The organism is Methylobacterium sp. WL64 (genome assembly GCF_008039945.1).
Lineage (GTDB): Bacteria > Pseudomonadota > Alphaproteobacteria > Rhizobiales > Beijerinckiaceae > Methylobacterium.
The window spans coordinates 1-25,310 of sequence record NZ_VRVA01000066.1 but is presented as its reverse complement, the minus strand read 5'-3'; the positions used below and the strand labels follow the sequence as shown (position 1 = coordinate 25,310).

Below are 25,310 nucleotides of genomic sequence, written 5' to 3'. Positions count from 1 at the left end.
GGGATCATCGTCATGGCGCCTGGTGGTGCTCTCTCCGACCATCTCAGAGCACGCCTTTGCTGGCGGATTCGTGCAGCTCGGCCATCAGAACCGCATCCGCGTACCGATCGAGCGAAAGCGTAGAGGCGTAGGCCGGCAGTTCGGCACCTGTCATCCACGCGGCGCAGACCGCACCCGTGGCGGTAGCCGCCATTGTCCCGAAGCCCGACAGAGCGCCTGCCATGAACGCGCCGGGGGTGCGCATCGGACCAATCAAGGGCCAATTTTCAGGTGTCATGGCGTAGTAGCCGCCGTAGTGACGGGTGCCGCGTGGCAGCCGTCCGAGGTAGGCTCGAAGTCCCGGGTGGAGGCGGCTCGCGCCGCGGAGGACCACGTCCGGGTAGTTCGGGTCGAGTGGCGGCTCGCCCTCCGGATCGCCCGGCGTGGTATTGTAAGCCCATCCGAGCTTGATCCACCGGCCATCCGGGCTTCCTTCGGGTCGGCGATGGACTCCGCCGGGGAGCTGGCGCAGCAGCAACGCAGCGTCGGGATCGCATGCCAGAACCTCGCGTTCCTCCTCGGTCCAAGCGAGTTCCTGTCCGTCGAGGTCGATCGTGAAGGGCAGATCACGCGGTATGGCGCCCTCGCGGTCCTCGAACGCGATCTTCTGCTGGTAGATGTAGGAAAGCGGCAGATCTTCGCCGAGCATATTCGCCACTTTGCTGAAGAAGGGACCTGCTGCGTTGACGAGTCTGTCCGCCCGTAGTTTGGTTTGGCCCTCGGTCGTACGGAGGTTCAGCGCAAAGGTCGACCCTGCGTCGATGGATTCCACCGCGGCACGCTTGATGCGGCCGCCGGCGTTACGAACGGCCTCCAGCATGTACTGCCCGAGTTGCTGGCCGCTGATGTCGCCGGCTCGGCGGATGTGGAAGATTGTCGCCACATCAGGGGCCAAGCTCGGAAAATGCGACCGGATCAGATTACGGTCCACGATAACGTCGACGCTATCGGGGGCGGTTTTCCAATCGGCGGAGATCGGCGGATGGTAGATCGCGGCAGACCCGCCCTCATGGATGCGGATCTGCCCCGTCCCGCCATCACCATATCCCTTGTATAGCTCGGCGATAAGGTCTTCAGGGCGCTCACGGCGTGTGACCAGCGCGTAACCGCGTCGGTTCATATGTATTCGGTTGCCGCTCGCTTCCGCGATCTCTTCCAGCAGGTCGATGGCATGGTCGGTGTAGGCCGTCATGGTCGGATGAGGCCACCAATTGCGATAGTTTTCACCGGATTGGGCGGATGTCATCGCCATCGGATCGCCGGAGTCGACGAGCGTGACATTGGTAACGCCGTGCCGAACGACGAGGTAGTAGGCAACGGCAAGGCCGATGTTGCCGGCACCGACGATCGCAACGTCGGTCGTCTCTTCACGCACTGTCATGGTCCCTTCCAAGCTCGATCGTCTCTGTATAGCGGCGCAATGAACGAGCCCCAGATTTTATCCAATTCGCATATTCCGAATGCGATCGCAACTTTTTCGCTGAGGGTTGAAGCCCAACAGGTGGCTGACTGAAAGGGCGCAACAGTGACACAGGAGAGGGCCCGTAGTAGAGAAAATGATACGCTACCGCATGAATTGTATGCTAAAAACATACATCGTATCCGATTTTGGCTTGCAGATTGTCGATTCGGCCGGCATGACCGCCGGAGTGAGCCCCCCCCCGGGGTGGGCGAACGAGCCGAGCCAGAGGAGCCAGCCTTTGAAACATCGCATTCGCCCCGCCGTCTTGGTCACGGCTATGCTTGTCGCGACGGTTCAAGCTCGTGCCGGGGACACGCTCGAGCGGGTAAGAGAAACTGGCGAAATCAAGCTCGGCTACCGAGAGGTGTCGGTGCCGTTCTCCTACCTCGACGGCGATCAGAAACCCGTCGGCTTCGCGATCGACTTGTGCGAGCGAATCCGCGACGCGGTAAAAACGGAACTCAAGCTCCCCAGTCTGCAGACGAAGCTTCAGCCTATCCAACTCGGGAACCAAATCCCGCTCATTGAAAATGGCACAATCGATATCGTTTGCGGTCCGGCGACGAATACGCTGGAGCGGCAGAAAGTCGTGACTTTCAGCGACACCATTTTCGTGTCGAGCATACGAGCCGTGGTCAAAAAAGACTCTCCGATCAAGTCTTTTGAAGATCTGGGCGATAAGCCTGTCTCCCTGACCGCTGGATCGACAGCGATCAATCTGCTTGCCGCTCGTGGACAGGAAAAGGGATTCAAGACCAGTAACATCATGAGCCCGGACCATGCCGGCTCGTTCCTAGCGCTGAATACCGGCCGTACGGTCGCATTCGTTATGGATGACGTGCTGCTCGCGAGCGTGGTCGCAAACAGCGTTCGGCCTGGCGACTGGCGCATCATCGACAACAGCCTCCGGGACGAGCCCTACGGGCTGATCATTCGTAAAGATGACCTCGCCTTTAAGGCGCTTGTCGATCGCACGATCGCCGGCCTGATGAAGGACGGTGAATTTGGTCGGCTCTACGTCAAGTGGTTCACGAGCCCAATCCCACCAAAGGGGATCAATCTAAATTTCCCGATCAGCGAGAAATTGAAGAAGGCAGTGGCAAATCCGAACGATAAGGGCGTCTAACGTCAAAAAAATGGTTTGTCTGCGGCGCTCTGAGCGTACTACCGAGTCGGTGGACGCAGATCGAATGCAATAGAATGTCAACTTCCGGAGGCCGTTAGGTTGCGCGACTTCGATATCGCTCTCATAGGGTGCGGCAACATGGGGGCCGCGCTCGTGACAGGCTACCTCAATCATCACCCGGACAGTCGCTTGCTCGTTATCGATCCGGATGTGACGCGCGCGAGAGGTCGACTTCCGGGAGCTCGAAGGTCGGCATTCGCGCCTGCGGTGACCCCTCTTATGGACGCATCGGCCGCGTTGACTGTCGTCGCCGTGAAGCCGCAGTCCTGCGCAGCCCTTCTTTCGGAACTCCAGCAGACGACTTCAGCGAACGGTCTGATCCTGTCCGTCGCGGCAGGAGTGCCGGCCGCGGCTTTCAACGTCGCAATGCCGGATGCGCGGGTAGTTCGGTGCATGCCCAACACACCAGCCATGGTCGGAGCCGGCGTCTCGGTTCTGTGGTGTGGAGCGGAGGTACCTGAATTCGAGCGAGCGCTCTGCGAAACGTTGCTTGCTCCCGCCGGGATCGTGGAATGGGTTGGGGAGGAGGACCTTATAGACGCAGCGACTGCCATTTCCGGGAGCGGTCCTGCGTATGTGTTCGCTTTCGTACAGGCTCTTGAACGAGCCGGAGAGCACGCTGGTCTTGAAGCCGGCTTGGCCAAGCGCCTTGCGCTTCACACGGTCACAGGTGCTGCTGCGTTACTTCAAAATGGGAACATGGATGCCGGTGACCTGAAAGCGTCCGTCCGCAGTCCTGCCGGTACGACGGATGCCGCATTGAAGGTGTTGGAGAACGGCGACGCTCTCGACGACCTGCTGAAGCGAGCTGTCGATGCGGCTCACTACCGGGCAAAGGAGATGCGTCAGTTTTTTGACCGCCGCGCCAACCCCTGAACTCGTAATGTATTGGCAACGGAGGTGTAGTTGATGACGTGTTGCGCCGTTCTGTCTATTGATCACGGACCAAACGTGGCCTTTAGGAAATCAACTCGTTTTGAGTACTGATTGATTTTGTGGCAGATCCGACGAATTAAAATCGGGTAGTTCGATGCGCCTTAGTCTTGGCCTTCGACGACGAGCGAGGCAGCGACGAGATCCTCCAGCGACGTCCCTACCGACTTGAATACGGTGACCTCTGCGGCGCTCCTGCGGCCAACCTTCGAACCGCTGCAGAGTTCATGCAGGTCGCCAGCTGTGTGGTCTGCCGACCACGTACCGTCCGCGATCGGTTGCGTCAGGTCGCCGGCCTCACGCAGGGCACCGGCATAGGTGTCGACATAGACCCGGGCGACGCGGATCAATGCGTCGTCGCTCTCACGCATCGCGGGCGTGAAGGCGCCCACGAGATCGACATGGGTCCCGGGGCGGACGTCGCGGCCGAGGACCAGCGGCTGTGTCGAGGTCGTGGCGCAACTGACGATGTCGGCGGCCGAGACCGCCGCCGGAAGATCGGCCGCCGGCTCGGCGGGAAGCCCCTCATCGCGCAGCCGCGCCGCCAGGGCCTCGGCCCTCACCACCGAGCGACCCCAGACCAGCACGCGCCGGATCGGCCGAACGACGGTGTGCGAATGGGCGAGCGCGGGCGAGAGGTGGCCGGTCCCGACGAGGGCGAGCACCGTGCTGTCCGGGCGAGACAGGTAGGTCGAGGCGAGCGCCGAGGCGGCGGCGGTCCGCCGGTTCGTCAACGCCTCCCCGTCGATCATCGCACGGGGCGCTCCTGTCTTGCCGTCGAACAGGACGTACACCGCGTGGACGGCGCCGAGGCCGCGCTCGGCGTTGCGGGGGAACACGTTAACCAGCTTGACGCCGACCACGTCGCCCCGGCGCCAGGCCGGCATGGCCAGCAGGCGACCGGGCGCATCCACCGAGCCGACCTCGTGGGCCGTCCGGACGGGGGCCTCAATGTCGGCGGTGGCGAACGCGCCGCGCAGGGCTTCGATCAAGCGCGGATGGTCGAGGGCGGCATGAACCGCATCGTGGTCCAAGAACGGAATCAAGGGATCACCTGGGAGCGCTGTTCGACCGTGGCGGCACAGGGCCGTTACGGCAGGATCGGCGGATGATAGGTGAAGGTCGTCATCAAGACCGCCGCCAGCACCAGCATGATCGGCAGGTGGATCATGAACTGCACCGCCGTGTAGCCGATGAGATCGCGGGATTTCAGCCCGAGTACGCCGAGCAGTGGCAGCATCCAGAACGGATTGATGAAGTTCGGCAGCGTCTCGGCGATGTTGTAGACCATCACCGTCCAGCCGAGATGGGCGCCGACCTCGTTGGCCGCCTTCATCACGTAGGGGGCTTCGATCACCCACTTGCCGCCGGCCGAGGGGATGAAGAAGCCGAGCACCGCCGAATAGATCCCGACGAGGACGGAGAAGGCCCCCGATCCGTGGGCGAGGCTGACGAAGCCGTGTGCGATGGCGTCCGACAGGGTCGAGCCGTCCGCCGCCTTCACCTTGGTCAGCATGTAGGCGATGCCGCCGTAAAAGGGGAACTGGAGCAGCACGCCCGAGACGCTCGGCATCGCCTTGGCGAAGGACGAGATGAAGCCCCGCGGCCGCCAGTGCAGCAAGGCGCCGAGCAGTAGGAACACAAAATTGTAGGTGTTCAGGCCCGACATCGTGATCAGCGGGTTGCCAGCCTTGAAGGCATCGTAGAGCCAGCCGGATGCGAGGAGGAGGACGAGGATCGTCAAGACAGGGCTGTTCTCCAGCCACTCGCCCGGACGGGTCGCGCGGATCGCTTTGGGCTGAGCGTCGACGAGGTCGATCCCGAGGTCTGCCGCCGTACGGGCATTCGCATCCGAGGGCGTGGTTAGGTAGCAGATCGCGGCCGAGAGCAGCGTGCCAAAGGCGACGACGACGAGGTTCTGCCACGTCAGAATGGTCTGCTCGAAGCCGATCACGCCTGTGATCGGCAGGAGCGAGGCCGGGATGCTGGCGGCATTGGCCTGCAGCTGCGCCGGCCCCGAGCTGATGCCGAGGGTAAAGCCGAAGCCGAGACCGAGATAGCCCGCCGCGCCGGCGGCCCGGTAGTCCAGGCGCAAATCCTGCCGCCGGGCGATCTCGCGCACCAGCAGGCCGGAGAAGATCAGGCTGACGCCCCAATTGAGCAGAGACAGCAGGATGCTGGTGATGCCAACGAACACCACGGCCCCGCGCCCGGTGCGCGGCAGGGCAGCGGCCTTGCGCATCAACCCGGCCACGGGGGGTGAGACGGCAACGACGTAGCCGCCAACCGCCACCAGCGCCATCTGCATCGTGAAGGGGATCAGGCTCCAGAAGCCGTCGCCGAACGCCTTGCTGATCGCAAGCGGTTCGCTCCCGTGGGCGAATACTCCGAGGGCGACGATGCAAGCTGCAATGAGAACGAAGACGTAGCTGTCGGGGAACCAACGCTCGGCGAAGGCGACGATCGCCTGCGAGACGCGCACGAGACGCCCCTCCCGGGCTAGATCCGGGCTGGGCGGGGCGATGGGCGTCAAGGTAGCCGTATCGCTCATCGGTCGTGTCTTCCTTTCAGGCGTCGAGGACGAGGTCACTGACCGGCACGGCGCGGCAGGTCAGGCAATGGTCGGGCTCGCCGTCGTAGGGGCCGAGGTGGGCGACCGACCCGGAAGTGACGGGCACGCTGCAGCTTTCGCACTGCCCCGCTCGGCAGCCGCTCGGCAGCCCGAGCCCGGCCGCGTCGGCCGCGTCGAGCAAGGTTCCGGCGGAGGGCGTCCAGGTGAAGCCCGTCCCGCTGCGGGCAAGGCGCACGGTCCGCGGCACGAGGTTGGAAGGTACGGCCACGGCTGACGCGAAGCTCTCGCTGAACACGTCGAAGCGCGGGATGCCGAGCCCGGTCAGAGCCACCTTTCCCTCGCGGATAAAGGCGTCCGGCCCGCATAGGTACACGAGGGGTCGGCATGCTGGATCCGGCAGGGGCAGATCGGTCATCGTTGGCCGGCCGGCACGCTCGTAATCGACCCCGAACCGATCCTCCGGGCGCGGGCGCGTGAATACGCGGGAGATCCGCAGGCGTGGGAGGGCCGCCGCGGCCGCACGCAAGCGGTCTCCGAAGGCCTCCTCCGCGCCGTTGCGGGAGATCGCGACCAGATGCACCTCGGGCGCGGAGGCCGGATGCGCCGTGAGCGCGGTGAGGTAGCCCACGAACGGTGTGATGCCGACCCCGGCCGCCAGCAGGACGATGGGGCGATCCCCCCCAAGCGGCGGAGTGAACGTGCCCGCCGGCATTTCGAGCTCGACCGTGTCACCGGGCTTCAGCCCGTGGACGAGGCTCGACATGCGTCCGACCGGCCGGCCATCCAGCGCGGCGTGGTGCTTGACGCCGATCTCGTAGGTCTCCGGCGCCAGGGCGTCACCCGTCAGAGAGTAGGCGCGGCTGAGGCCCGGGACTGTGGCCTGGAGGATGGCGTATTGACCGGGAAGGTAGGCGGCAACCGGACCATCATCCGCTGGCGCGAGGGTAAGCGCAGCGATGTCCGACCCCTCACGCCGCAGCGACGCGACGCGGAACGAGCGCCGGCCCTGCCAACGTCCACGATTGGCGCCGGCATCGCGGACAAGCTCGCAAGCCACCGCCCGCAGGGGCACCGAACCACTAACCGGATCGCGGTCGGCATCGGACAGGGCGGCATTGACGTTGGCGCTCATCGACCCGGCAACCGGCGAGCCCTCACGCCCCAGGGGCGGGCAATCCTCCCACCAGCCAAACTCCGTGATCACCGTCCCGCTCGGCAACGTCGGGTCGATGCGCGCCCGCAGGCGGGCTTCGCCGTGAGCGGTCCGCACGATGACGGCATCGCCCTCCGCGATCCCGCGGAGGCGGGCGTCGTCGGGCGCCACCTCGACAGTTGGCGCTGCCGCGCGCTTCCGCAGGGAGGCGATGTGGCGGTAGGCACTGTGCACATACCATCCGGTCTTGGCAGTCGACATCACCAGCGGTAGGCCGGGCTCGCGGAGTCCTGCGGGCTCGACATGGCGGGCGAGAGGGGGCTGCCCGTGCGCGAGCAGATCCTCCGAGTAGAGCGTGATCCGCCCCGTCGCCGTGGGAAAACCGGCGACCGACCCGTCCTGGCGAAGGGCTGCGTATTTGCGCCGGGCCGTCGGCTGGGGCAGGCGGATGCCCCCGGGGCATGCCCGTAGGTCGTCTACCGTCAGGCCGGCGGGCGCGAGCTGGTAGTTCCAGCCCGCTTCGATCGACCCGCCGAAGAACTGTTCGCCATGCCCGAGGCGACAGGCGAGATCGAAGGCGATGGCGTAGTCGGAGCGGGTGCCGCCCAGGGACGGCACCATGGCTTGGCGCAGCTGCACCAGTTCCACCGCCTCCTGCGTGATCTCGAACCCGACCTTCAGCGCCTCGCGCTCCCAGGGCAGGCTCGCTGGCAGGACGATGTCGGCATTCGCGGCGGTCGGATTCAGGAACATGTCGACGTGGACGTGGAAGTCCAGCGCTTCCAGAGCGGCTTGGTTGCGGCCCGTATCCCCCTGCGAGACCACGAAGTTCGTGCCGAAGCTCATCAGGCCGCGCACTCGGTATGGCTCGCCGTCGAGTACGGCGCGGGCGAAATCACGAGCGGTGATCCACCCCCGGCTCGGCGGCCCGAGGGGCAACTCGGCCAGGCCGAGGGCCTTTGCCTGCTGCGCTGGAGTCAGCAGATCGTAGGCGTTGACCGATCGGGTCGGAGGTGCGGTCGTCCAAAGATTGCCGCCGTCGAGGTCGACGGCTCCCGTGAGGGCGTAGAGCGTGGCGATCGCACGCTCGGTCGTGGTGGCGTTAGTGTGTTGCCCCACCCCCGTCCAGGAATGGTAGGCGAGCCGCGGCGCCCCCGCGAAGAGTGCGTTGAAGCGCGCGATCGCCGCGGGATCGAGTTGGGTAATCGCGGCGACACGGGTCTGATCGTAGATGTCGGCCTCTTCAGCCAGCAGGTGCAGGACGCTGGCGCACGCGCGCCTCTTGCTAACAGCGTCCGTCAGGTGGACCTGAATGTCGAGTTGCGCGGCAGCGTTGACCGTCGGGTCGCGTGGGTCGCGCGGCTGCGGCCGCCCCGCTTCGTCAAGCACGACAAAGCCGCTGGCGCCGGGCCACAGCTCGGCGGCCCTCAGGAGGCGTCCGGTGGCGCGATCGACCAGGAACGCCGCGTCCGTCCAGTCGCGGACGAAGGCTGCGTCGTAGCTTCCCTCCCGCAGGAGATGGCGGATCGCCCCCATCGCCAGGGCTCCGTCCGCCCCTGGGCGGATCGGTAGCCAGAGGTCGGCCGTCTCCCCGGAGCCACCGCGCTTGGGATCGACCACCACGACGGTCGCTCCGCGCCTGCGAGCGTCCGCGATGCGTGTCGCTTGGGCGAGCCATGTCCGGGTCGGGTTGTGACCCCACAGCACGATGGTGTCTGCCGTCTCGTAATCGGGCGTGCCGATCCCCCGGCCGAAGGTCAGGGCGTGGGCGAAATCCTTGTGCCAGCCGCAGATCTCGACGGCATAGATCAGATTGGGGCTGCCGAAGACCCGGACAAACCGCTCCACCCATTCGAAGCTGTCGACCATCGGCGTGCCGCTCGGCGTGGTGACGGCGAAGGCGACCGCCTCGGCGCCGTGCCTTGCGCGCAGATTCCCGAGACGGGCGGCAATCTCTGCCATCGCCTCGTCCCAGCTGATCTCAACCCAGCCTGGATCCGCACTGCCGCGCTCGCGGGTGCGGCGGAGGGGCATCGTCAGGCGACGGGGGCTGCCGAGAAGCTCCGGTGCGGCCCGCCCCTTGGCGCAGAGTGCTGCGCCGGTTGGATGCGCAGGATTTGGCGCGACGGAAACGAGCCGTCCGTCTTCGACTTTGTTGAGGGATCCGCACCGCGATCGGCACAGGGTGCAGTAGCCTTCCTTGATGTCTGCTGACATGAAAGCGACCTCAGTAGCGCGTCACGCATTACCATTGGATCAATGGTAGTTCAAGCGAGGGCCGAAACACGCTAATGGTCCTGTCGGGAGAAGGCGTGCCGTGCTGGATCGCAAAGATCGAACCAATCCGCTCGCGACGGAGGAGAACCTGCGGGAGTGGGTCGAGCGCCAGCTACGCCTCGACATTCTCGCCGGCACGATCGAGCCGGGCACGGTATTCTCAGTCCCCTCGCTCTCCCGTTCTCTCGGGATCTCGACGACGCCAGTTCGGGAAGCCCTTCTCCAGCTTACCGCCGATGACTTGCTGCAGCCGATCCGCAATCGCGGTTTCCGTGTTGTCGATCCGACGCTCGACGAGTTGCGCAATCTGTTCGAGGTTCGCGTGCAGCTCGAAGCCCAAGCCTTCGCGAAAGTCGTGCGGGCTGGAGCTGTCGACGTCGCCGATTTGATGAAATGGGCCGACGAGATCGCCAGGGCTGTGCAGGATCGTGATGTGCCGGCCTATCTCGCCGCGGATCGCTCTTTTCACGAATCGCTCTTGTCGCGCGCGGGCAACCCGATCCTGACAGGCATCGTCATGAAGCTGCGCGATAAGATGCGGCTCTACGGCATACGCTCAGAAGCTGGGCGGACGAGACAGGACGCGTCTGTGGCAGAGCACTACCGCATCGTCGACCTCGTTAGTGGGCGGGTCGAGGACGATGCGACGACCCTGATGACGAACCACATCATGGCTTGGGAACCAGTCTTCACGGAAGCGGTGCTGATGCAGTCAATCAACTGATTTTTGATTATTGCTGCTCGCGCTCTATTAGAAAGTTTATTTAATCCGAAACATATTGGCTAAGATGCTCGGCTCACTACTCAATGTGTTCGCGTTTCAATGTCGAAGGGCGTCCGCTTTGGAGGATGTGAGCAGACCCCTCGAATGACTGAGATGGGCGCTTTGCAGCCGGGCCGGTTTGAAAGCCCCTCGACCCGGGAGCCGAGGGGGCCAGTGCTCAAATCTCAGTGCCTTCCGCTAGGGTCAGAGCATCCTCAACGTCGACACCGAGATACCTGACCGTGCTCTCAATCTTGGTATGGCCGAGCAGGATCTGGACGGCACGTAGGTTGCCAGTCCGCTTGTAGATCAACGACGCCTTGGTGCGACGCAGGGAATGGGTTCCGTAGTCCTCGCTGCGCAGCCCGATGCCCGTGACCCACTCATCGACCAAGCGTGCATACTGTCTGGTGCTGATGTGCGTGACGCCGTCGAGCCGGCTCGGGAAGACATGGTCGTCGAGCGATCCACCCCTGGCCTCTAGCCAGGAGAGGATGCTGGTACGGGCGGGTTCGAGCAACTCGAACTGCACTGGTCGACCGGTCTTACGCTGGATGACGATGGCGCGACTACGGACGCGACCACCGCTGACGAGGTCGCCAATCTTGAGTTTGACGATGTCGCAGCCGCGCAGCTTGCTGTCGATGGCGAGGTCGAACATCGCCCGGTCGCGCGTGCGCCGTTCACGGTCGAGCCAGAACCGGATGGCCCAGACCTGCTGAGGTTTGAGGGCGCGCTTGGCGCCGAGCTTGCGGCCGGCGTTCCAGGCCGGCCGTCCTTTGGTGGCGGGATCGTGTGCGGAATGTCCCATCGCCTGTCTCCTTGCCGGCCCATGCCGACAAGGCGAGGAGACACCCGAACCGATGGACTGAGATGAGGGCGAGCATTTGCGAACGTCCCGCTGACGACCCAACCTAGCCGCTTAGGTCATCGTGTTTGAGTCTCGGAAGCAGACATAGAAGCCGGACTGCGTGGTATTGAGCAGGCGCAAATCGCGGCTCTGCTTGGTGGCTTGCGATGGCAAGGATGTGATGAGGCCACAGCACAGATTGATGTAATAACATTACTTCCTCCAGGGAGGAGCCCTCGCTGTGCAGGCTCAGGCCATCCGACCCGCTTTGCTGATCACCGAACCCCGGACCGTGGACGAGCTGTCGTCCTTCGTCGCCGCCGCCGCTGAGAGCTGCCGCTGCCGCGGCCTCAACATGACCCCGATCCGCCGACGCGTCTTGGAGGTCGTCGCCGCATCCCCGGTGCCGCTGGCGGCCTACGCCATCATCCACCGCCTGTCCGACACGAAGCTGCTCGGGCCACCGACCGTTTATCGCGCGCTGGAGTTCCTGGTGGAGGCGGGCTTCGTCCGCCACTTGGCACTCCGCAAGGCGTTCGTGTTGTGCGCAAGGCCGGGCGAGCCGTTCGTGGCCGTACTAACCTGCACCGACTGCGGCGACACGAGCGAGGTGACCTCCGAGGAGGTCCGGGCCGCAATGGTGCGGTTCGCTTCGGCGACGGGCTTCGCCCCACACGGTCGCGCCATCGAGATCGAGGGCCGGTGCGCAACCTGCACCAGAGCTGCGGCCGACCACGTCCCTTAGCACCCATCTAATCCCGCCGCGGACGTGACGCGGACCGACTGTTGCAACACTGTTACATCGGCGCGTGATGCGATGGCACGAGCCAAAACCTCGTTGTCAGCGCGGGGGCAACCTGGGCAATTGAACTGTAATAACGTTCGGTTCAGGCGATGATGCACCTCTCCATCCGATCTGCCCTGCTGGCCGGCACCATCTTCGGGGCAGCGGCCTACGATGGTGCACACGATTTTGCCTCAGCCCAAGGGGCATCGAGTGTTGATCTCGGCGAGATCAGCGTGACCGCTCCCCGCGACAGTGCCTCCGCCCCTGGCAACGCCCCGCAGGGAGCGCCGACGCCCGTCGCGGCGCCCGAGGCCAACGGCCCCGCTGCGGTCGAGGAGCGGCGCTTCGGCGAGGCGCGGGACCGGATCTTCACCAAGGCGGGTGCCACCGTCACCACGCTGAACCGCAGCGCGATCGAGTCCCAGCCGCAGGGCGACAACCAATCGTTCAATCAGCTCGTTCTTCAGCTGCCCGGCGTCACGCAGGACAATGCCTCCAACGGCGGCTTCCACGTCCGCAACGAGCACGCCAACGTCCAGTACCGCATCAACGGCATCCAGATCCCCGACGGCATCTCGGGCTTCAATCAGTTCCTCGACCCCGCCTTCATCGGCAGCATCTCGCTCATCACCGGGGCGCTGCCCGCCCAGTACGGCCTGCGCACCGCCGGGATCCTCGACATCCAGGCCCGCACCGGGGCATTCGAAGGCGGCAGCGTCAGCCTCTACGGCGGCGTGCGCGGCACCATCACCCCGACCTTCGTATACGGCGGCCACGATGGCGCCACAGACTACTTCTTCTCCGGGCGTTACTTCCGCTCCAACCTCGGCATCGAGAACACGACGTCGAGCTTCAATCCGGTCCACGACCACACCACGCAGGGGCGGCAGTTCTCCTACGTCTCCACGCAGATCGATCCGGATACCCGGCTGACCTACATCGGCGGCACGTTCATCGGGCGATACCAGATCCCCAACACCCCCGGTATCGCGCCCTCGTTCACCGCCTTCGGGCAGAGTGACTTCGACTCGTCGCGCATCAACCAGCGGCAGAACGAGTTCGTCAACTTCAACGTCGTGGCGGTGCAGCGCTCGGCCGGCGACGTCGACACCCAGTTCTCGTACTTCCAGCGCTACAACACCGTGCACGCCAAGCCCGACGCGCTCGGCAACCTGCTGTTCAACGGTGTCGCCTCGGACGTGTACCGTTCCTCGCTCGTCAACGGCATCCAGAGCGACAGCGCCTGGCGGGTTGCGCCCGACCACACCCTGCGCTTCGGCTTCTTTGGCAGTGCGGAGCAGACGCTCAACAACAACAACATCGTCCTGCCGATCGATACGTTCGGCAACCCGATCGACGCACCGTTCAACCAGAACGACCGGGTGATATGAGCAAGACTGGTGGCCTTCTCAGCGTCTACGCGCAGGACGAGTGGAAGGTCGCCGACCGCCTGATCATCAACTACGGCCTGCGCTTCGACCAGATGTACCAGTTCGTCAACGCCAACCAGGTCAGCCCGCGAGCCAGCGCCACCTGGACTCCGTTCGACGGCACGGTGTTCCACGCGGGCTACGCGCGCCAGTTCACGCCGCCGCAGCAGGTACTGGCCGCCCCGGTCAACCCGGGCCTGACGGTCGGAACCACCAACTAGGCCGAGGTGCTGGCGGCCTCCCCGGTTCAGCCCGAGCGGGCGGACGTCTACGACATCGGCGTGACCCAGCGGATCCTGCCGGGCCTCGAGGTCGGCGTGGACGGCTACTACAAGCTCGCCCACAACCTGCTCGACGACGGCCAGTTCGGGCAGGCCTACGTGCTCACCGAGTTCAACTACGCCCGTGCCTACAACCGCGGCGTCGAGATCAAGGCGACCTACACGGAAGGCGACTTCTCCGCCTACGGCAACGTCGCCTTCGCGCAGCAGAAGGCTCGTCTGATCAATACCGGCCAGTACCTGTTCGGCGCGGACGAACTCGCCTACATCGCCACCCACTACATCTACACCGACCATGCTCAGAACACGACCGCATCTGCCGGCTTCTCGTACCTGTTCCGGGGGGTGTCGCCCCTATTGGACGGCTCGCGCTTCAGCATGGACGGGATCTTCGGCAGCGGGCTGCGGTCTGGCTTCGCCAACACCAGCCACCTCCCGGCCTACTATCAGATCAACCTGGGCGTGACGCGCGACGTGCAGCTGGTCGAGGGCTGGAAGCCGGCGCAGCTGCGGCTGGACGTGGTCAACCTGACCGACAAGATCTACCAGCTTCGCGACGGCACCGGGCTCGGCGTGTTCGCCGCGCAGTACGGCCAGCGTCGCGGGGTGTTCGCTGGCATCGCCCAGGCGTTTTAGCTTGGCATGGATGATCCTGGCGTAGCCGATGTGCACATCGGCGTCCGCTTTCATGCATTGTTGCTCGGGAGCAGACCGACGGAAATCAACCCAACCCAGTCATTCAAAGGCGCCCGCCACCATGGCGGGATCTGGCCGAAAGCAGCATGCCCGCTTCGGAGAAAATTCGTTAGGAAGTACACGCGCGGCGTGGCCCAACTGCACGCTGCTACCTACGGCTCGCTGGGCGCGGCCATCGCCTTCATGGCCTGGATCTGGCTCTCCACCGTCGTGCTGCTGGGGACCAAGCTCAACGCTGGGATGGAGCATCAGACCGTCCGGGACACCGCGACCTCCGGTCAGAAGCCTCTCGGCGCCCGCCAGGCCCATATGGCAGACACCGTCGCGTCAGCCTAACTCAACGAAGATCGCACGGTCCCAAGCTACGTCGGCCGCCGTCGAGGCTTGCGCGTCCGAGCCGTTCCCCTCGGCATAGGCGCATCAGTTTGATATGGGATCGGTCCGGCTCCGGGAAGGGAGCCGGACCCAATCGCCTCGACCTAGTCGTACGGGTCGTAGGCCGGCCTGTACCCGTAGCCGACCGGACGCGGGCCGAACCGGTGTGGACGGCGGAAGCCATCGCGCTCCACCACGACATCGCGGACAATGGGGCGCGGGCGATACACCACGGGCCGCTCCTCGATGACCTCGCGCACGATCCGGCGCGGAGGCACGACCGGACGCTCGACCACCACCTCGCGTACCACCTCGCGCGGCGGCACCACGACGCGGCGTTCGATCACGGTGCGGCGGGTCACGACCGTCTCAGGCGCGTCGTAGGCGTCGTAGCCGTACCCGCCTGCGTGAGCGGAGGTGGCGCCGAAAAACCCTCCGGCGCCTAGCGCGGCGGCCAGGGTAGCCAGTGCGATCTGTCTCATATTCTCGTCTCCTCGAACGTCCGCGGCCGCGCGGGGCGGCTTGCCATGGGAACGCGGGAAGGCGGCTTTTGGCCGATTTTGAGAGGGTTGCGGCTTGGTCGCAGTCACCTCGGTGGCTGGCGAGGCCCCCGAGGCGCTGACCGCAGGCGCGACCACAACGCCCTCGTCGAGGCCGAGACCGTGCGCTGCCAGTGCGGCCTGGCCCTGCTCATTCCCACCGCAACTGACGCCTGGGCCTCAATAGGTCAACGTGGCTCGGACGCCGACGACCGTAGCGTTCCTGATCCGCTGTCCGGACGCGTCGCGGGGGTCGGGAATGTTGCCCCCCGGGTGGAAGACGTACTGCAGGTTCGGCTGCACCGTGACGCCTGGTCCCAGGACCACTTGGTACGTCGCCTCGACGAGCGCCTCGAACCGGCGGCGCGGCATCGCGATCCCCGTTTCCAGGATAGTGTCCCGGTCAGCCCCGCGGGCCGACGGCGAGATGCGCGCGTAGGACACGGCCACGCCGGCGGTGTCGTTATTGCGGTTCGGCAGCAGACCACGGTAGCCTATGCCCGCGTCGAGGTAGAGGTCGACCAGGTTGCGGTCGCCGGGCGAGCCCACGGCGCGCACGAACACGCTCGCGCCCTCGTCACTCTTGTCGGGCTCGCGGTACACGGTCTGGTCGATGATCCCGTAGATGCCGTCGTTGCCTCTGAAGCGTCGCGCGACACCGCTCGTTGACGGATCCGCAAGGGAGCGACCCGTGTTGTCGACCCTCAGCGAGTCGAACCGGCCGAAATGGTGCCAGCCTCCGAGCGTCACCGTCCCGGGCTCGTCCAGGACGTGGCCGGACCGGTCCCGCTCCTCGAAGTTGTAGGCATAGGCGGCCTCGGCGATCAAGAACGGTGGATCTGACAGCCGGAAGTTCGTCCCGGTGCGGTCACGTCGCTGCGGGTCCGCGTCGTTCCACGGCCGAGCCGGCCCGGCTGGGTCGCCGTCGAACAGCCCGACCTGGAACGAGATGTTCGGGGTCGGGAGGTATTTGGCCCGGACCGCCGGAGCCCCGAACGGATAGGCCGGTCCGCCGCTCGGCAGGTTCGTGCCGGCGATGGTCGGCCAACCGAATGTCGAGTTGATGAACAGTGTCGCGGTCTGGCTGACAAGGAACTCGGTGTCGGCCGCGACTTGGCCGACCTTGATCCCTAGTTGGCCCTCGAAGAGCTGTTGCTCGACCCACAACTCGTACAGGCGTGTCGATGGTAGCGCCTCCAGCTCGCTCACCACGGCGAGGTCGTTCACCGCCGCCCGGGTCAGACCTGCGCCGTTGATCTGATACGCCTCGGCGCGGAACGCCAGGCCCTTCCACCCCGCGAGCCGGTCGAGGTCCACGTCGAGCTGCATGTCGAGACGGCCGAGCACTGTCGCGGTCCGCCGCGTGCCGCCGTTCGTGTCCCCGAGGATGTCGGCGATGGCGTTGAAGCTGAGGACGACGCCACGGTCGGATAGGAAGCGGCGCAGGCCGGTTGGGTCCGCCGCGTCGCCCAGCGTCGCCTGGATCGAGGTCGTGGCGACAGCCGACGGCTTGCCCGAGACGTCCGGCTGGGCCACCGAAGTGCGGGGGTCTCCGCCCGCGCCGGTGTTTGCCGCTTGCGTCCAGCCATCCGCCGGCGTCAGGCAACCAATCACCACGGCGGTTGCGACCGCGGCGCGGAGCATGACGGACGTCCGGGACCGAGCGAAGCTGGCGTCGTACGGGCCCAGTCCGGTCACGAACCCATGCGCCCGGTCGTCGACGGTCGGCGGGCATCGCGCTGGTAGGTCTAGGCACACACGCATGACGCTCGACGGCCACTCGCGGTTTGCGCGCTTGGTACCACCGTATCAACGGGCGTGGGACGGACGAAGCAAAAACCGCACGCGGCCGACCGATGATGCCTGACAACCGTATCACCGCGCCCTGAGGCATGGCCAATATCGTTCTACGGCAGACGACGCATCATGCCCTCCACCGCCGTGCCTCTCATTCGCGAGGCGCGCGGATACCGAGGATCCGGATGAGCCCGTACGCGAGCACGGCGGAGCCGAGCGATAGCAGCAGCACGATGAGCGTTCCGTGCGGGTTGTCGGCCAGCGGTAGGCCCTTTGTGTTGACCCCGAAGAACCCCGTGATGAAGGTCGGGGGCAGGAACAGCGCCGTGAGCACCGACAGGGTGTAGAGCTGCCGGTTCGACTGATCGGCCACGCGTGCCGAGAGCTCCTCCTGCAGGAGTCGGCTGCGCTCGGCGATCAGGTTCATGTCGCGGTCGAGGGCGTCGAGGCGCTGCGCGATGCGGCCCGCCACCGTCATGGCCTGAGGCGGTAGGTCCTGAGTAGCCCCATCGTCCTCCAGCCGGTGGAACACGGCACAGAGCCCGAGGAGCTGCCGGTGCAGGCGCACTGCGTCGCGGCGGATCGGGCCCAGGCGCCTGCGGTCGCCGCGCACGCGCTCGTCGAGGATGTGGTCCTCGATCCCGTCGACTTCGTCCGAGAGCTTCCCGCCCGAGGCGGCGATGGAGGCGATGACGTAGTCGATCAAGGTCTCCAGCAACAGGACGGGCGAGGCGATGCGCACGCCCTCCGCCGCGGCCGCACGGGTGGCCTCCGGGCTCTCGACGGGCTTCCGCCGACCGCTGACCAGGGCGCGGGGCCCCATGACGAAGTGCAGGCGGCCGGTGACGTCGTCCTGTTCCGTGCCGTCCGCGACGCGGCTGAGGTCGGCCACGACCCCGCCGACATGGTCGCCCTCGACCGTGATGCGCTGGTGCTCATCCGGTCCGAAGGCCGACGTCGCCAGCCGCTGCGGCCCGAGCTGTCCCTGGCTGATGGCCGCATCGAGTTCCGCCCTACCCAGGTCGAAGTGCAGCCATAGGAAGCCCGCGCCGAACGCCCCGAGATCCGGGAGATCGACGGCTGCGTCGACGATGTGCCCGCAGCCGTCCGCGTCGAAGCGCATCGCCCAGAGCAGACCGGCTGGCCGGTCCGCCTGGAACCCGGTCCCGTCCTCCGGCGTCGGCGACGTCATCCGCGTCCGGACCTCTGACGACATGGGCACATCTCCCGAGCGGCCACGGAGGGCCGCTTCCCAAGCCTACGTCTCAGTCCCGCCCTTCGATGAGCCCGAGCAGGAGGCCGTCATTGGACGACTGCGAACGCCCGGCGGCCGGACGGGACGGCCGGACCATGACTCGCGGCGTCCACCGCCTTCAGGCAGGCCTCGACGCCGTCGCGCAGCGAGGAGACGTAGAAGTCCGCGCCGACCTCGCGGCCGATGGCAGCGTCGGTGAGCACCTTCTCGCCCACCGGCCAGAGCCCCACCAGCACCGGCATGTGCGGGGCACGCCGCTTCAGGCGCTCCAGCAGGTAGCGCAGGTGCGCCGGGTTGCCGGAGATGTCGAGGTAGGAGATGCACACCATCGCAACCCCAGTCAGATCGAGGTCGCGGATGCGCTCGCGCGAGACCGCCTCGTAGCCGGCGACCCGGGCGCCGAGCCCGTGCTTGCGCAGCAGTTGAGCCAGCATCGCCGAGGACGCCTCGTCGAGGGGGCCGCGCCCGGCCACGCACAGCACGGGCGCCTCACCGCGCCACGCCTCCGGGAGCGCGTCGCCGGCCGGTGCCTGGCCCGGCACGGCCTCGTTCTTCGGGTGCGACCGCTCGGCCAGGGTCTGCGTCTCGTTCGGGTTGACCGTCTTGTTCTCGCCCTTCGGCTCGACGTCCTCGTGATCCTCGAAGTCGTCGACCAGGGAGCGGGAGGAGGCGCGGATGTTCTCCAGCTGCGCCGGCGTGACCACGCCACGCGCGTAGTCGTTGGCGGCGAGCTGCAGGCCCTTGAGGGCCACCTCGTCGTAGTACGACGACAGCGAGCGTTCCTTCAGCATCGCATCGGCGAGGTCGCGCACCTCGTCGGGGTCACCGGCCAGCATGCGCTGGTAGAAGTTCTCCACGGGCGTCAGCGGCGGCCGGTCTCCCAGGAGGATGTCGAAGAACTCCAAGCTATCGACGTGGCGACCGAGCACGACGAGGCAGACCGTGAACGGCGTTGACAGGATCAAGCCGATCGGCCCCCACAGGAAGCCCCAGAACAGGGTCGAGACGATCACCGCAAAGGGTGAGAGCCCGGTGGAGTGGCCGTAGAGCAGCGGCTCGACCACCTGCCCGAACACCGGCTCGGCGATCAGGAACAGCGCCGCGGTCTCGATCACCATCGACCAGCCCGGGTCGACGGCAGCCGCCAGTGCCACCGGGAACACCCCCGAGACGAAGGCGCCGATGTACGGGACGAAGCGCATGATCGCCGAGAACACGCCCCACAGGAGCGGGTTGGGCACGCCGATGAACCACAGGCCAACCCCGACGAGCACCCCGAAGGTGGCGTTCATGCCGAGCTGGGCAAGAAAATAGGTGCCGAGCCGACCCGCGGCGTCGTCCATGGCCACTGTTGTACGGTGGAGGTCGCTCGACCCGAACAGGCGGATCATGCGGTTGCGCAGGTCCTCGCGCTGCAGCAGCAGGAACACCACGACGACGAGGACGATGAACACGTCGGTCAGCGGCGACACGACCGGGCCGAGCACCTTCTCGGCCAGCGCCAGCGGAGAGGGTTCGGCCTCCTGGACGCGTACGAGCTGCGCCTTGGGCGTGTCGCCGGCCGGTCCGGTCTCCGCCGTGGTGCCGGCGGCATCGGCCTTCCGGGTGGCATCCTGGACCTCATGGCTGACCTTGCCGAGGACCCGATTGGCCTCGCCGAGCCAGCCCTGCTGCAGGCCCGCGACCTTCCTCTGCACGGTGGTCTGGTACTGCGGCAGGTTGCCGGCGAGCCCCGCCACCTGCGTGCCGATGACCGCGCCGATACCCCCGATGACGCCTAGCGCAAGCAGGACGGCGACGATGACCGACGGCACCCGCCCGAACTTGATCCGGCGCAGCAGGCTGACCACCGGGGCCAGGACGAAGCTGAGCAGCACGGCGAGCACGAGGGGGATGAACACCTCGCGCCCGAAGTACAGGGCCGCCACGAGCACGACGCCGACCGACAGGGTCAGGAGGCCGCGCAGGCCAGGGACGAGCGGCGGCGGTACCTGGGCGGGCGGCTTTGGGACTTCCTTCATGTCGGTCGGCATACGCTGACTTCCTCCCCGCCAGATACCGCGCGGCCCTCCTACAACGTCGCGAGCTTCCTTTCGTCCCACTGTCCCCTGCAGGGAGCGGCGCCACCCTGGAACGACCTACGCCCACACTTTCCATGGCATGCCGCCTGGTGGATATCTCGCCTGGACCGGTGTCCCCGGAATGGAAGGTCGTCCATCCGCATCCGTTGTGGCCACACCGTTGTTCTCGACACGTACGGACCGATGCCGATGGTGCTGCTGCTCAAGGTCCGGCCCGAGCGCCAGCCTGACCTGCGCAGCCGTAAGGTGATCACGTTCGACCCGGTGGTACCAACCAGGCATTTCCGCGCCCCGTTCGGCAACGTTGCTACCCGAATCCTCGTCCAGGACGGCCGCATCACCATGACGGCGGACTTCGAAATTGAGGATCATGGCCGCCCGGACGCGCCGCGCCCGCCGCCCGGCAGGTTCCAATGCAGGATGTGCCGGACGAGGTGCTGCCGTTCCTGATGGATCGCGCTACTGCGACACCGTTAAGCTGTCGCAAACGGCCTGGGATCTGTTCGGCGGCACGCCCGAGGGCTGGTTGCGCGTCCAGGCCATCGTCGACTACGCGCACGGCCGGCTGCGCTTCGACTATATGCAGGCCGATGCCACCCGCAGCGCCTTCGACGGCCACGGCCAACAGCTCGGCGTGTGCCGCGACTTCGCCCGCCTCGCCATCGCGCTCTACCGGTGCATAACCATCCCGGCGCGCTACGCCACTGGCTACCTCGACGACATAGGCGTGCCGAAGGACCCATCGCCGACGGATTTTTCCGCCTGGTTCAAGGTTTACCTCGAGGGTCCGACTGGGCACCGCTGGTATACGTTCGACGCACGACACAATCGGCCTCGGATCGGCCGCATCGTCATGGCCTATGGCCGCGACGCGACCGACTGCGCCATCACGACCAGCTTCGGACCGGCCCCGCTGGCGGGATTCGTCTTGCACACCGACGAGATCATCGTCGGGGCGTGACCTACGGACAGGTCGCGCGAGGAGGTAAGTCGGTGCGTAGGTTTATGGAGGCAATCTCGGGCTACGGCTTCGGCCCGGTTGCCCGCTACGTCATACCTGTGGCAGCGGTCGCGGTCGCCACATTGCTGCGCTTCCTCGCGCCGCTCGATACCGCACCGTTCCTCCTCTATCTGCCGCTCGTCTTCCTGGCCGTGCTCGCCCTGGGTCGGGGGCCGGGCTTCCTGGCGGTCGGGGTCTCACTCTTTGCCGCTGCGTGGTTCTTCCTTCGCTCGGACGAGGCGGTCTCGCTCAGCCTCGGGCAGGTCATCGCCCTGGCGCAATACCTGGTCGTCGCCGGCGTCATGGTGTTGGTGTGCGATGCCCTTCGTCGCTCGATGGTCGAGCGGGAGGAGACGCTCGGCCGGCTCGACGCCGCCAACTCCGGCCTGCGCACGAGCCAAGCGGCGCTGGAGGATGCACGCCGCGACGCCGAAGCCGCTCGCGAGGCGGCCGAGGACGCCAACCGGGCCAAGAGCAGCTTCCTCGCCAACATGAGCCACGAACTGCGCACGCCTTTGTCGGCGGTGATCGGATACTCCGAGATGCTGGAGGAGGAGGCGGAGGAACTCGGTCAGGACAGCCTGCTGAAGGACCTCGGTAAGATCAAAGCCAACGCCAAGCATCTGCTCGGGTTGATCAACGACGTGCTCGACCTGTCGAAGGTCGAGGCTGAGAAGATGGAGACGTACGCGGAGGACATCGACGTAGACGTCTTCGTGCGCGATGCCGCCGGCACAGTCGACGCGCTGGTCGGCAAGAAAGGCAACCGGCTCGTCATCGATCTCGGGGACGGTCTCGGTGGCGCGCGCACCGACGCGACCAAGCTGCGCCAGTGCCTGTTCAACCTACTCTCGAACGCCGCCAAGTTCACGGAGGCCGGGACCATCACCCTGCGGGTGCGCCGGAACGCAATCCCAGAGGGTGATCGGTTGACCTTCTCGGTCGAGGATACGGGTATCGGCATGACGTCAGACCAGGTCGATCGCCTATTCCAGCGCTTCGTCCAGGCAGACGGCAGCACGACGAGACGGTTCGGCGGGACCGGGCTAGGCCTAGCTCTGACGAAGGCGTTCGCCGAGCTGCTGGGTGGCGGCATCACGGTGGAGAGCGACATCGGGCGCGGCACGCGCTTCATCCTTACCGTCCCGGCGACGCTACCCGAGGCCATTGACGACGTGTCGGAAGAGGTGGCCGGTGAGAGCCTTGGAAGTGGCGCACGAGGCTTGGTCCTTGTCATCGACGACGAGGCGAGCCAGCGCGACCTCATGGGGCGTTTTCTGACCCGCCAGGGCTTCTCGGTACGTACGGCCATGGATGGGCGCACGGGGCTGGACCTGGCGCAGACCCTCGCGCCGCGGGTGATCCTGCTCGACGTGATGATGCCGGAGGTGGATGGCTGGACGGTGCTCGCGACCCTGAAAAACAACCCGGTCACCCGGGACATCCCAGTGGTGATGGTCAGCTTCGTCGCCGATGCATCGCTGAGCGCCTCGCTCGGCGCGGCGGACGCGGTGCCGAAGCCAGTGGATTGGGTGCGACTGAAGGGCGTGCTCGACCGGCTCGGGACAGGGGCAGGCGATGTCCTCGTCGTCGATGACGACGCGGACATGCGCGAGCGGCTTCGGTCTGTTCTCGAACGCAACGGCTGGTCCGTGCGCGAGGCCGGTGATGGGGCGGAAGCGCTCGATAGAGTCCGCGAGGCGACGCCGCGCCTCGTGCTCCTCGACCTGACCATGCCGGTGATGGACGGCTTCTCGTTCCTTCACCGCCTCAGGGCCATGCCGGGCTGCGTCGAGATCCCGGTCGTCGTCCTGAGCGCCCGCGACGTCACCACCGACGAGCGGCGGCAACTCGCCGAGGCCGACCGCGTCCTGCGCAAGGGTGACACCAGCCTTCAGGATATCGCCACCGAGTTGCGCCGGCTCGATGACCGCCAGCGCGAGGGTAACGACACCGTACCGTCCGTCGAGGCTTGAGGGCTGACCACTTGTCCGGGCCGCCATTGAGTTCGCCGCCGTGGTCGCCTGGATGGTAGACGGCACCTGCTGCCGTATCCCGAACACCGGGGGAACCGGCCATTCACCGAGCTCTGGGGAATGTCCCTTTTGCCTGCGATGATGCTCCTGAGCTTCGCGTCGACGGGGTGGGCGTCAGGCTGACGGGCGGAACTCGATCGTCCGCCGACATCTGTGGCGGTAAGACGTCGTTCGCTCGCCAGCATCAGTAATACTAAAAATACAGGCAAGACCTTGCCGCAACGAACGAGCCACGCGTACGTTGGATCGTCGGCCGAGCCTCCTGCTTAGGCACCATCAGCAGGCTGGCCCATGTCGAATGCTCGCAAAACACCTCACGATAGCTCGTCCTCCGCACCTGCATCCCTGGCGTGGACGATCTTCCTCGGCACCGCGCTCCTCGGGGTCGTCGCGCTGCCACACCGAAGCGCCCCGCCCTCGAGAGCGAATCGCGGCGACCAATTGGGTGCCGAGGACGCGCCGGAAACGCACGAGGGTCAAGCGGCGGAGCGCGTCGCCGCGGCCGAGGCGGACCGTGGCCGCAAGGCCGAGACCCCAACCGAGATCCCAGCCAAGGGTTGGTGGGACATCGGCAAACGCGTCGTCCAGGAGTTCGGCAACGACCGCGTGCTGCTGATCGCGGCCGGCGTCACCTTCTACGCGATCCTCGCTCTATTCCCGGCCATCGGCGCAATGGTCTCGATCTACGGCCTCATCGCCGACCCCGGGACCATCAACGATAAGCTCGCCAACCTCCAGGGGATCCTGCCGAGCGGCGCCCTGGACATCGTCGGCGAGCAGGTCAAGCGGATCGCCGCCAAGGGCGGCGGCACACTTGGCTTCACGGCAGCCTTTGGCATCCTCCTGTCGATCTGGAGCGCCAACGGCGGCATGAAGGCGATCTTCGACGCGCTCAACATCGTCTACGAGGAGAAGGAGAAGCGGAACTTCATCTGGCTGAACATGCGCTCGCTCACCTTCACCGCCGGCGCGCTGCTCTTCGTGGTTGTGGCCCTGGGCGGCATCGTGGTCGTTCCGGCAGCCCTGGCCTTCCTGAACCTGGGCTCGATGGAATGGGTCATCGCCCTGCTGCGATGGCCAATCCTGCTGCTGGTGGTCCTTGGAAGCCTCGCGCTGCTCTACCGCTACGGTCCGAGCCGGGACGCCGCCCAATGGCGCTGGGTTACGTCCGGGAGCGCCATGGCTGCCCTCCTCTGGATCGCCGTATCGGCTTTGTTCTCCTGGTACGTGTCGAGCTTTGGCAAGTACAACGAGACCTACGGTTCGTTGGGAGCCGTGATCGGCTTCATGACCTGGATCTGGATATCGACGACCATCGTGCTGCTCGGCGCGGAGCTGAACGCCGAAATGGAGCACCAGACCGCCATGGACACCACTGTTGGCGGCCGTAAACCGCTCGGCGGACGCCGAGCGCGCATGGCGGACACGGTCGCGGCGTCCTCTTGAGGCCGACTTTGGTCGCGGCAGGACCGCTCGGCGTTCAGCCGAACCCAGCACATGTCCGCTTTGGAGATACCATCAAAAGCCGCTGAATGACCGAAATGGGCGCAATGCCGAACGTCGGCTGTGAATCGGCTTCGAAGCATGGTTCTTCCGCACTTTCGGTGCTGAAGGTTTGGCATCCGATCAAGCTTTGCCGATCCCGGCTCATGCAGGATGCAGGACGCGTTTGCGCAGGAGATCGAAACCGGCGCGACCGTACATGCTCCGCTTGATCAGCTTGAGGCGGTTGACCTGCCCCTCGACGGGGCCGTTGCTCCAGGGCTCGACGATGGCGGCGCGCACGGCTGGCTCGTCC

General features: G+C 66.0%; 19 protein-coding genes and 2 pseudogenes. 11 read left to right on the top strand and 10 right to left on the bottom strand.

Translation table 11 applies throughout. The annotated features are described in order from the left end of the window. Window positions 1–43 precede the first annotated feature (43 nt). Window positions 44–1,420 carry an FAD-binding oxidoreductase gene (locus FV242_RS22215; protein ID WP_147940435.1) on the bottom strand — a complete coding sequence of 459 codons (1,377 nt, stop codon included), beginning with the start codon at window positions 1,418–1,420 and terminating at the stop codon, window positions 44–46. A gap of 175 nt (window positions 1,421–1,595) precedes the next feature. Between FV242_RS22215 and FV242_RS22210 the strand changes: the two genes are divergently transcribed. Next, complete coding sequence (locus FV242_RS22210) at window positions 1,596–2,627, top strand: transporter substrate-binding domain-containing protein (RefSeq protein ID WP_246692817.1); 1,032 nt, start codon at window positions 1,596–1,598, stop codon at window positions 2,625–2,627. A gap of 99 nt (window positions 2,628–2,726) precedes the next feature. Continuing rightward, window positions 2,727–3,563 (top strand): pyrroline-5-carboxylate reductase, encoded by an 837-nt coding sequence (gene proC, locus FV242_RS22205; protein WP_147940434.1) that lies wholly within the window; start codon window positions 2,727–2,729, stop codon window positions 3,561–3,563. A gap of 161 nt (window positions 3,564–3,724) precedes the next feature. Here the strand turns inward: proC and FV242_RS22200 are convergent, their stop codons facing one another. Genes FV242_RS22200 through FV242_RS22190 form a run of 3 tightly spaced genes read right to left on the bottom strand, consistent with a single transcriptional unit; the run spans window position 3,725 to window position 9,562 of the window. After that, window positions 3,725–4,666 carry an ornithine cyclodeaminase family protein gene (locus FV242_RS22200; RefSeq protein ID WP_147940433.1) on the bottom strand — a complete coding sequence of 314 codons (942 nt, stop codon included), beginning with the start codon at window positions 4,664–4,666 and terminating at the stop codon, window positions 3,725–3,727. Window positions 4,667–4,710: 44 nt separating this feature from the next. Continuing rightward, window positions 4,711–6,171 (bottom strand): short-chain fatty acid transporter, encoded by a 1,461-nt coding sequence (locus FV242_RS22195; RefSeq protein WP_147940432.1) that lies wholly within the window; start codon window positions 6,169–6,171, stop codon window positions 4,711–4,713. A 16-nt stretch (window positions 6,172–6,187) separates the two neighbouring features. Beyond that, entirely contained in the window at window positions 6,188–9,562 is a 3,375-nt protein-coding gene (locus tag FV242_RS22190) for a molybdopterin-dependent oxidoreductase (protein ID WP_147940431.1), read from the bottom strand. Between the two features lie 100 nt (window positions 9,563–9,662). Between FV242_RS22190 and FV242_RS22185 the strand changes: the two genes are divergently transcribed. Further along, window positions 9,663–10,346: a GntR family transcriptional regulator gene (locus tag FV242_RS22185; protein WP_246692816.1), complete on the top strand. Its 684-nt coding sequence runs from the start codon at window positions 9,663–9,665 to the stop codon at window positions 10,344–10,346. A gap of 217 nt (window positions 10,347–10,563) precedes the next feature. Here the strand turns inward: FV242_RS22185 and FV242_RS22180 are convergent, their stop codons facing one another. Continuing rightward, entirely contained in the window at window positions 10,564–11,196 is a 633-nt protein-coding gene (locus tag FV242_RS22180) for a tyrosine-type recombinase/integrase (protein ID WP_147940430.1), read from the bottom strand. A 280-nt stretch (window positions 11,197–11,476) separates the two neighbouring features. Here FV242_RS22180 and FV242_RS22175 point away from each other — a divergent pair, with 280 nt between their 5' ends. The 5 genes and pseudogenes from FV242_RS22175 to FV242_RS34725 form a co-directional block, all read left to right on the top strand. Continuing rightward, window positions 11,477–11,980, top strand: coding sequence for a Fur family transcriptional regulator (locus FV242_RS22175; protein ID WP_147940429.1), 504 nt, complete (start codon window positions 11,477–11,479; stop codon window positions 11,978–11,980). 275 nt (window positions 11,981–12,255) lie between these two features. Further along, window positions 12,256–13,413 carry a TonB-dependent receptor gene (locus FV242_RS22170; RefSeq protein WP_187278511.1) on the top strand — a complete coding sequence of 386 codons (1,158 nt, stop codon included), beginning with the start codon at window positions 12,256–12,258 and terminating at the stop codon, window positions 13,411–13,413. Then, on the top strand, window positions 13,410–13,673 hold the full coding sequence (locus FV242_RS22165; RefSeq protein ID WP_147940427.1) for a TonB-dependent receptor: 264 nt from the start codon (window positions 13,410–13,412) through the stop codon (window positions 13,671–13,673). Before FV242_RS22170 ends, FV242_RS22165 begins: the two co-directional genes overlap by 4 nt. A 6-nt stretch (window positions 13,674–13,679) precedes the next feature. After that, window positions 13,680–14,369 carry a TonB-dependent receptor gene (locus FV242_RS22160; RefSeq protein ID WP_147940426.1) on the top strand — a complete coding sequence of 230 codons (690 nt, stop codon included), beginning with the start codon at window positions 13,680–13,682 and terminating at the stop codon, window positions 14,367–14,369. Between the two features lie 210 nt (window positions 14,370–14,579). Beyond that, window positions 14,580–14,765 (top strand): annotated as a pseudogene (locus tag FV242_RS34725) (hypothetical protein); the annotation flags it as partial. A gap of 143 nt (window positions 14,766–14,908) precedes the next feature. Here the strand turns inward: FV242_RS34725 and FV242_RS22150 are convergent. The 4 genes from FV242_RS22150 to FV242_RS22135 form a co-directional block, all read right to left on the bottom strand. Further along, a complete protein-coding gene (locus tag FV242_RS22150; RefSeq protein WP_147940424.1) occupies window positions 14,909–15,286 on the bottom strand; it encodes a hypothetical protein in 378 nt (125 codons plus the stop codon). Window positions 15,287–15,523: 237 nt separating this feature from the next. Beyond that, window positions 15,524–16,879: a carbohydrate porin gene (locus FV242_RS22145; protein ID WP_246692815.1), complete on the bottom strand. Its 1,356-nt coding sequence runs from the start codon at window positions 16,877–16,879 to the stop codon at window positions 15,524–15,526. A gap of 412 nt (window positions 16,880–17,291) precedes the next feature. Next, the gene (locus FV242_RS22140; protein ID WP_246692814.1) at window positions 17,292–18,356 is read right to left on the bottom strand and encodes a transporter; all 1,065 of its coding nucleotides are present in this window, start codon (window positions 18,354–18,356) and stop codon (window positions 17,292–17,294) included. An 86-nt stretch (window positions 18,357–18,442) separates the two neighbouring features. Then, a complete protein-coding gene (locus FV242_RS22135; RefSeq protein ID WP_147940422.1) occupies window positions 18,443–20,428 on the bottom strand; it encodes an AI-2E family transporter in 1,986 nt (661 codons plus the stop codon). 231 nt (window positions 20,429–20,659) lie between these two features. Here FV242_RS22135 and FV242_RS22130 point away from each other — a divergent pair. The 3 genes and pseudogenes from FV242_RS22130 to FV242_RS22120 all read left to right on the top strand — a co-directional run bounded on the left by FV242_RS22130 (window position 20,660) and on the right by FV242_RS22120 (window position 24,958). Further along, window positions 20,660–21,437: pseudogene (locus FV242_RS22130) on the top strand (transglutaminase family protein). Between the two features lie 32 nt (window positions 21,438–21,469). Next, window positions 21,470–23,452 carry a response regulator gene (locus FV242_RS22125; protein ID WP_246692813.1) on the top strand — a complete coding sequence of 661 codons (1,983 nt, stop codon included), beginning with the start codon at window positions 21,470–21,472 and terminating at the stop codon, window positions 23,450–23,452. 351 nt (window positions 23,453–23,803) lie between these two features. Then, window positions 23,804–24,958 carry a YihY/virulence factor BrkB family protein gene (locus FV242_RS22120; protein WP_147940421.1) on the top strand — a complete coding sequence of 385 codons (1,155 nt, stop codon included), beginning with the start codon at window positions 23,804–23,806 and terminating at the stop codon, window positions 24,956–24,958. Between the two features lie 201 nt (window positions 24,959–25,159). Here FV242_RS22120 and FV242_RS36360 read toward each other — a convergent pair. Continuing rightward, a partial coding sequence (locus FV242_RS36360; protein WP_147940420.1) for a transposase occupies window positions 25,160–25,310 on the bottom strand: 151 nt, incomplete at its 5' end.

Excerpts from the sequence above, each read along its gene's own strand:
- FV242_RS22195 (WP_147940432.1), bottom strand. The coding sequence starts at position 6,171 with ATGAGCGATACGGCTACCTTGACGCCCATCGCCCCGCCCAGCCCGGAT.
- FV242_RS22120 (WP_147940421.1), top strand. The coding sequence starts at position 23,804 with ATGTCGAATGCTCGCAAAACACCTCACGATAGCTCGTCCTCCGCACCT.
- FV242_RS22210 (WP_246692817.1), top strand. The coding sequence starts at position 1,596 with ATGATACGCTACCGCATGAATTGTATGCTAAAAACATACATCGTATCC.
- FV242_RS22150 (WP_147940424.1), bottom strand. The coding sequence starts at position 15,286 with ATGAGACAGATCGCACTGGCTACCCTGGCCGCCGCGCTAGGCGCCGGA.
- FV242_RS22180 (WP_147940430.1), bottom strand. The coding sequence starts at position 11,196 with ATGGGACATTCCGCACACGATCCCGCCACCAAAGGACGGCCGGCCTGG.
- FV242_RS22215 (WP_147940435.1), bottom strand. The coding sequence starts at position 1,420 with ATGACAGTGCGTGAAGAGACGACCGACGTTGCGATCGTCGGTGCCGGC.
- FV242_RS22165 (WP_147940427.1), top strand. The coding sequence starts at position 13,410 with ATGAGCAAGACTGGTGGCCTTCTCAGCGTCTACGCGCAGGACGAGTGG.
- FV242_RS22140 (WP_246692814.1), bottom strand. The coding sequence starts at position 18,356 with ATGTCGTCAGAGGTCCGGACGCGGATGACGTCGCCGACGCCGGAGGAC.
- FV242_RS22135 (WP_147940422.1), bottom strand. The coding sequence starts at position 20,428 with ATGCCGACCGACATGAAGGAAGTCCCAAAGCCGCCCGCCCAGGTACCG.
- FV242_RS22190 (WP_147940431.1), bottom strand. The coding sequence starts at position 9,562 with ATGTCAGCAGACATCAAGGAAGGCTACTGCACCCTGTGCCGATCGCGG.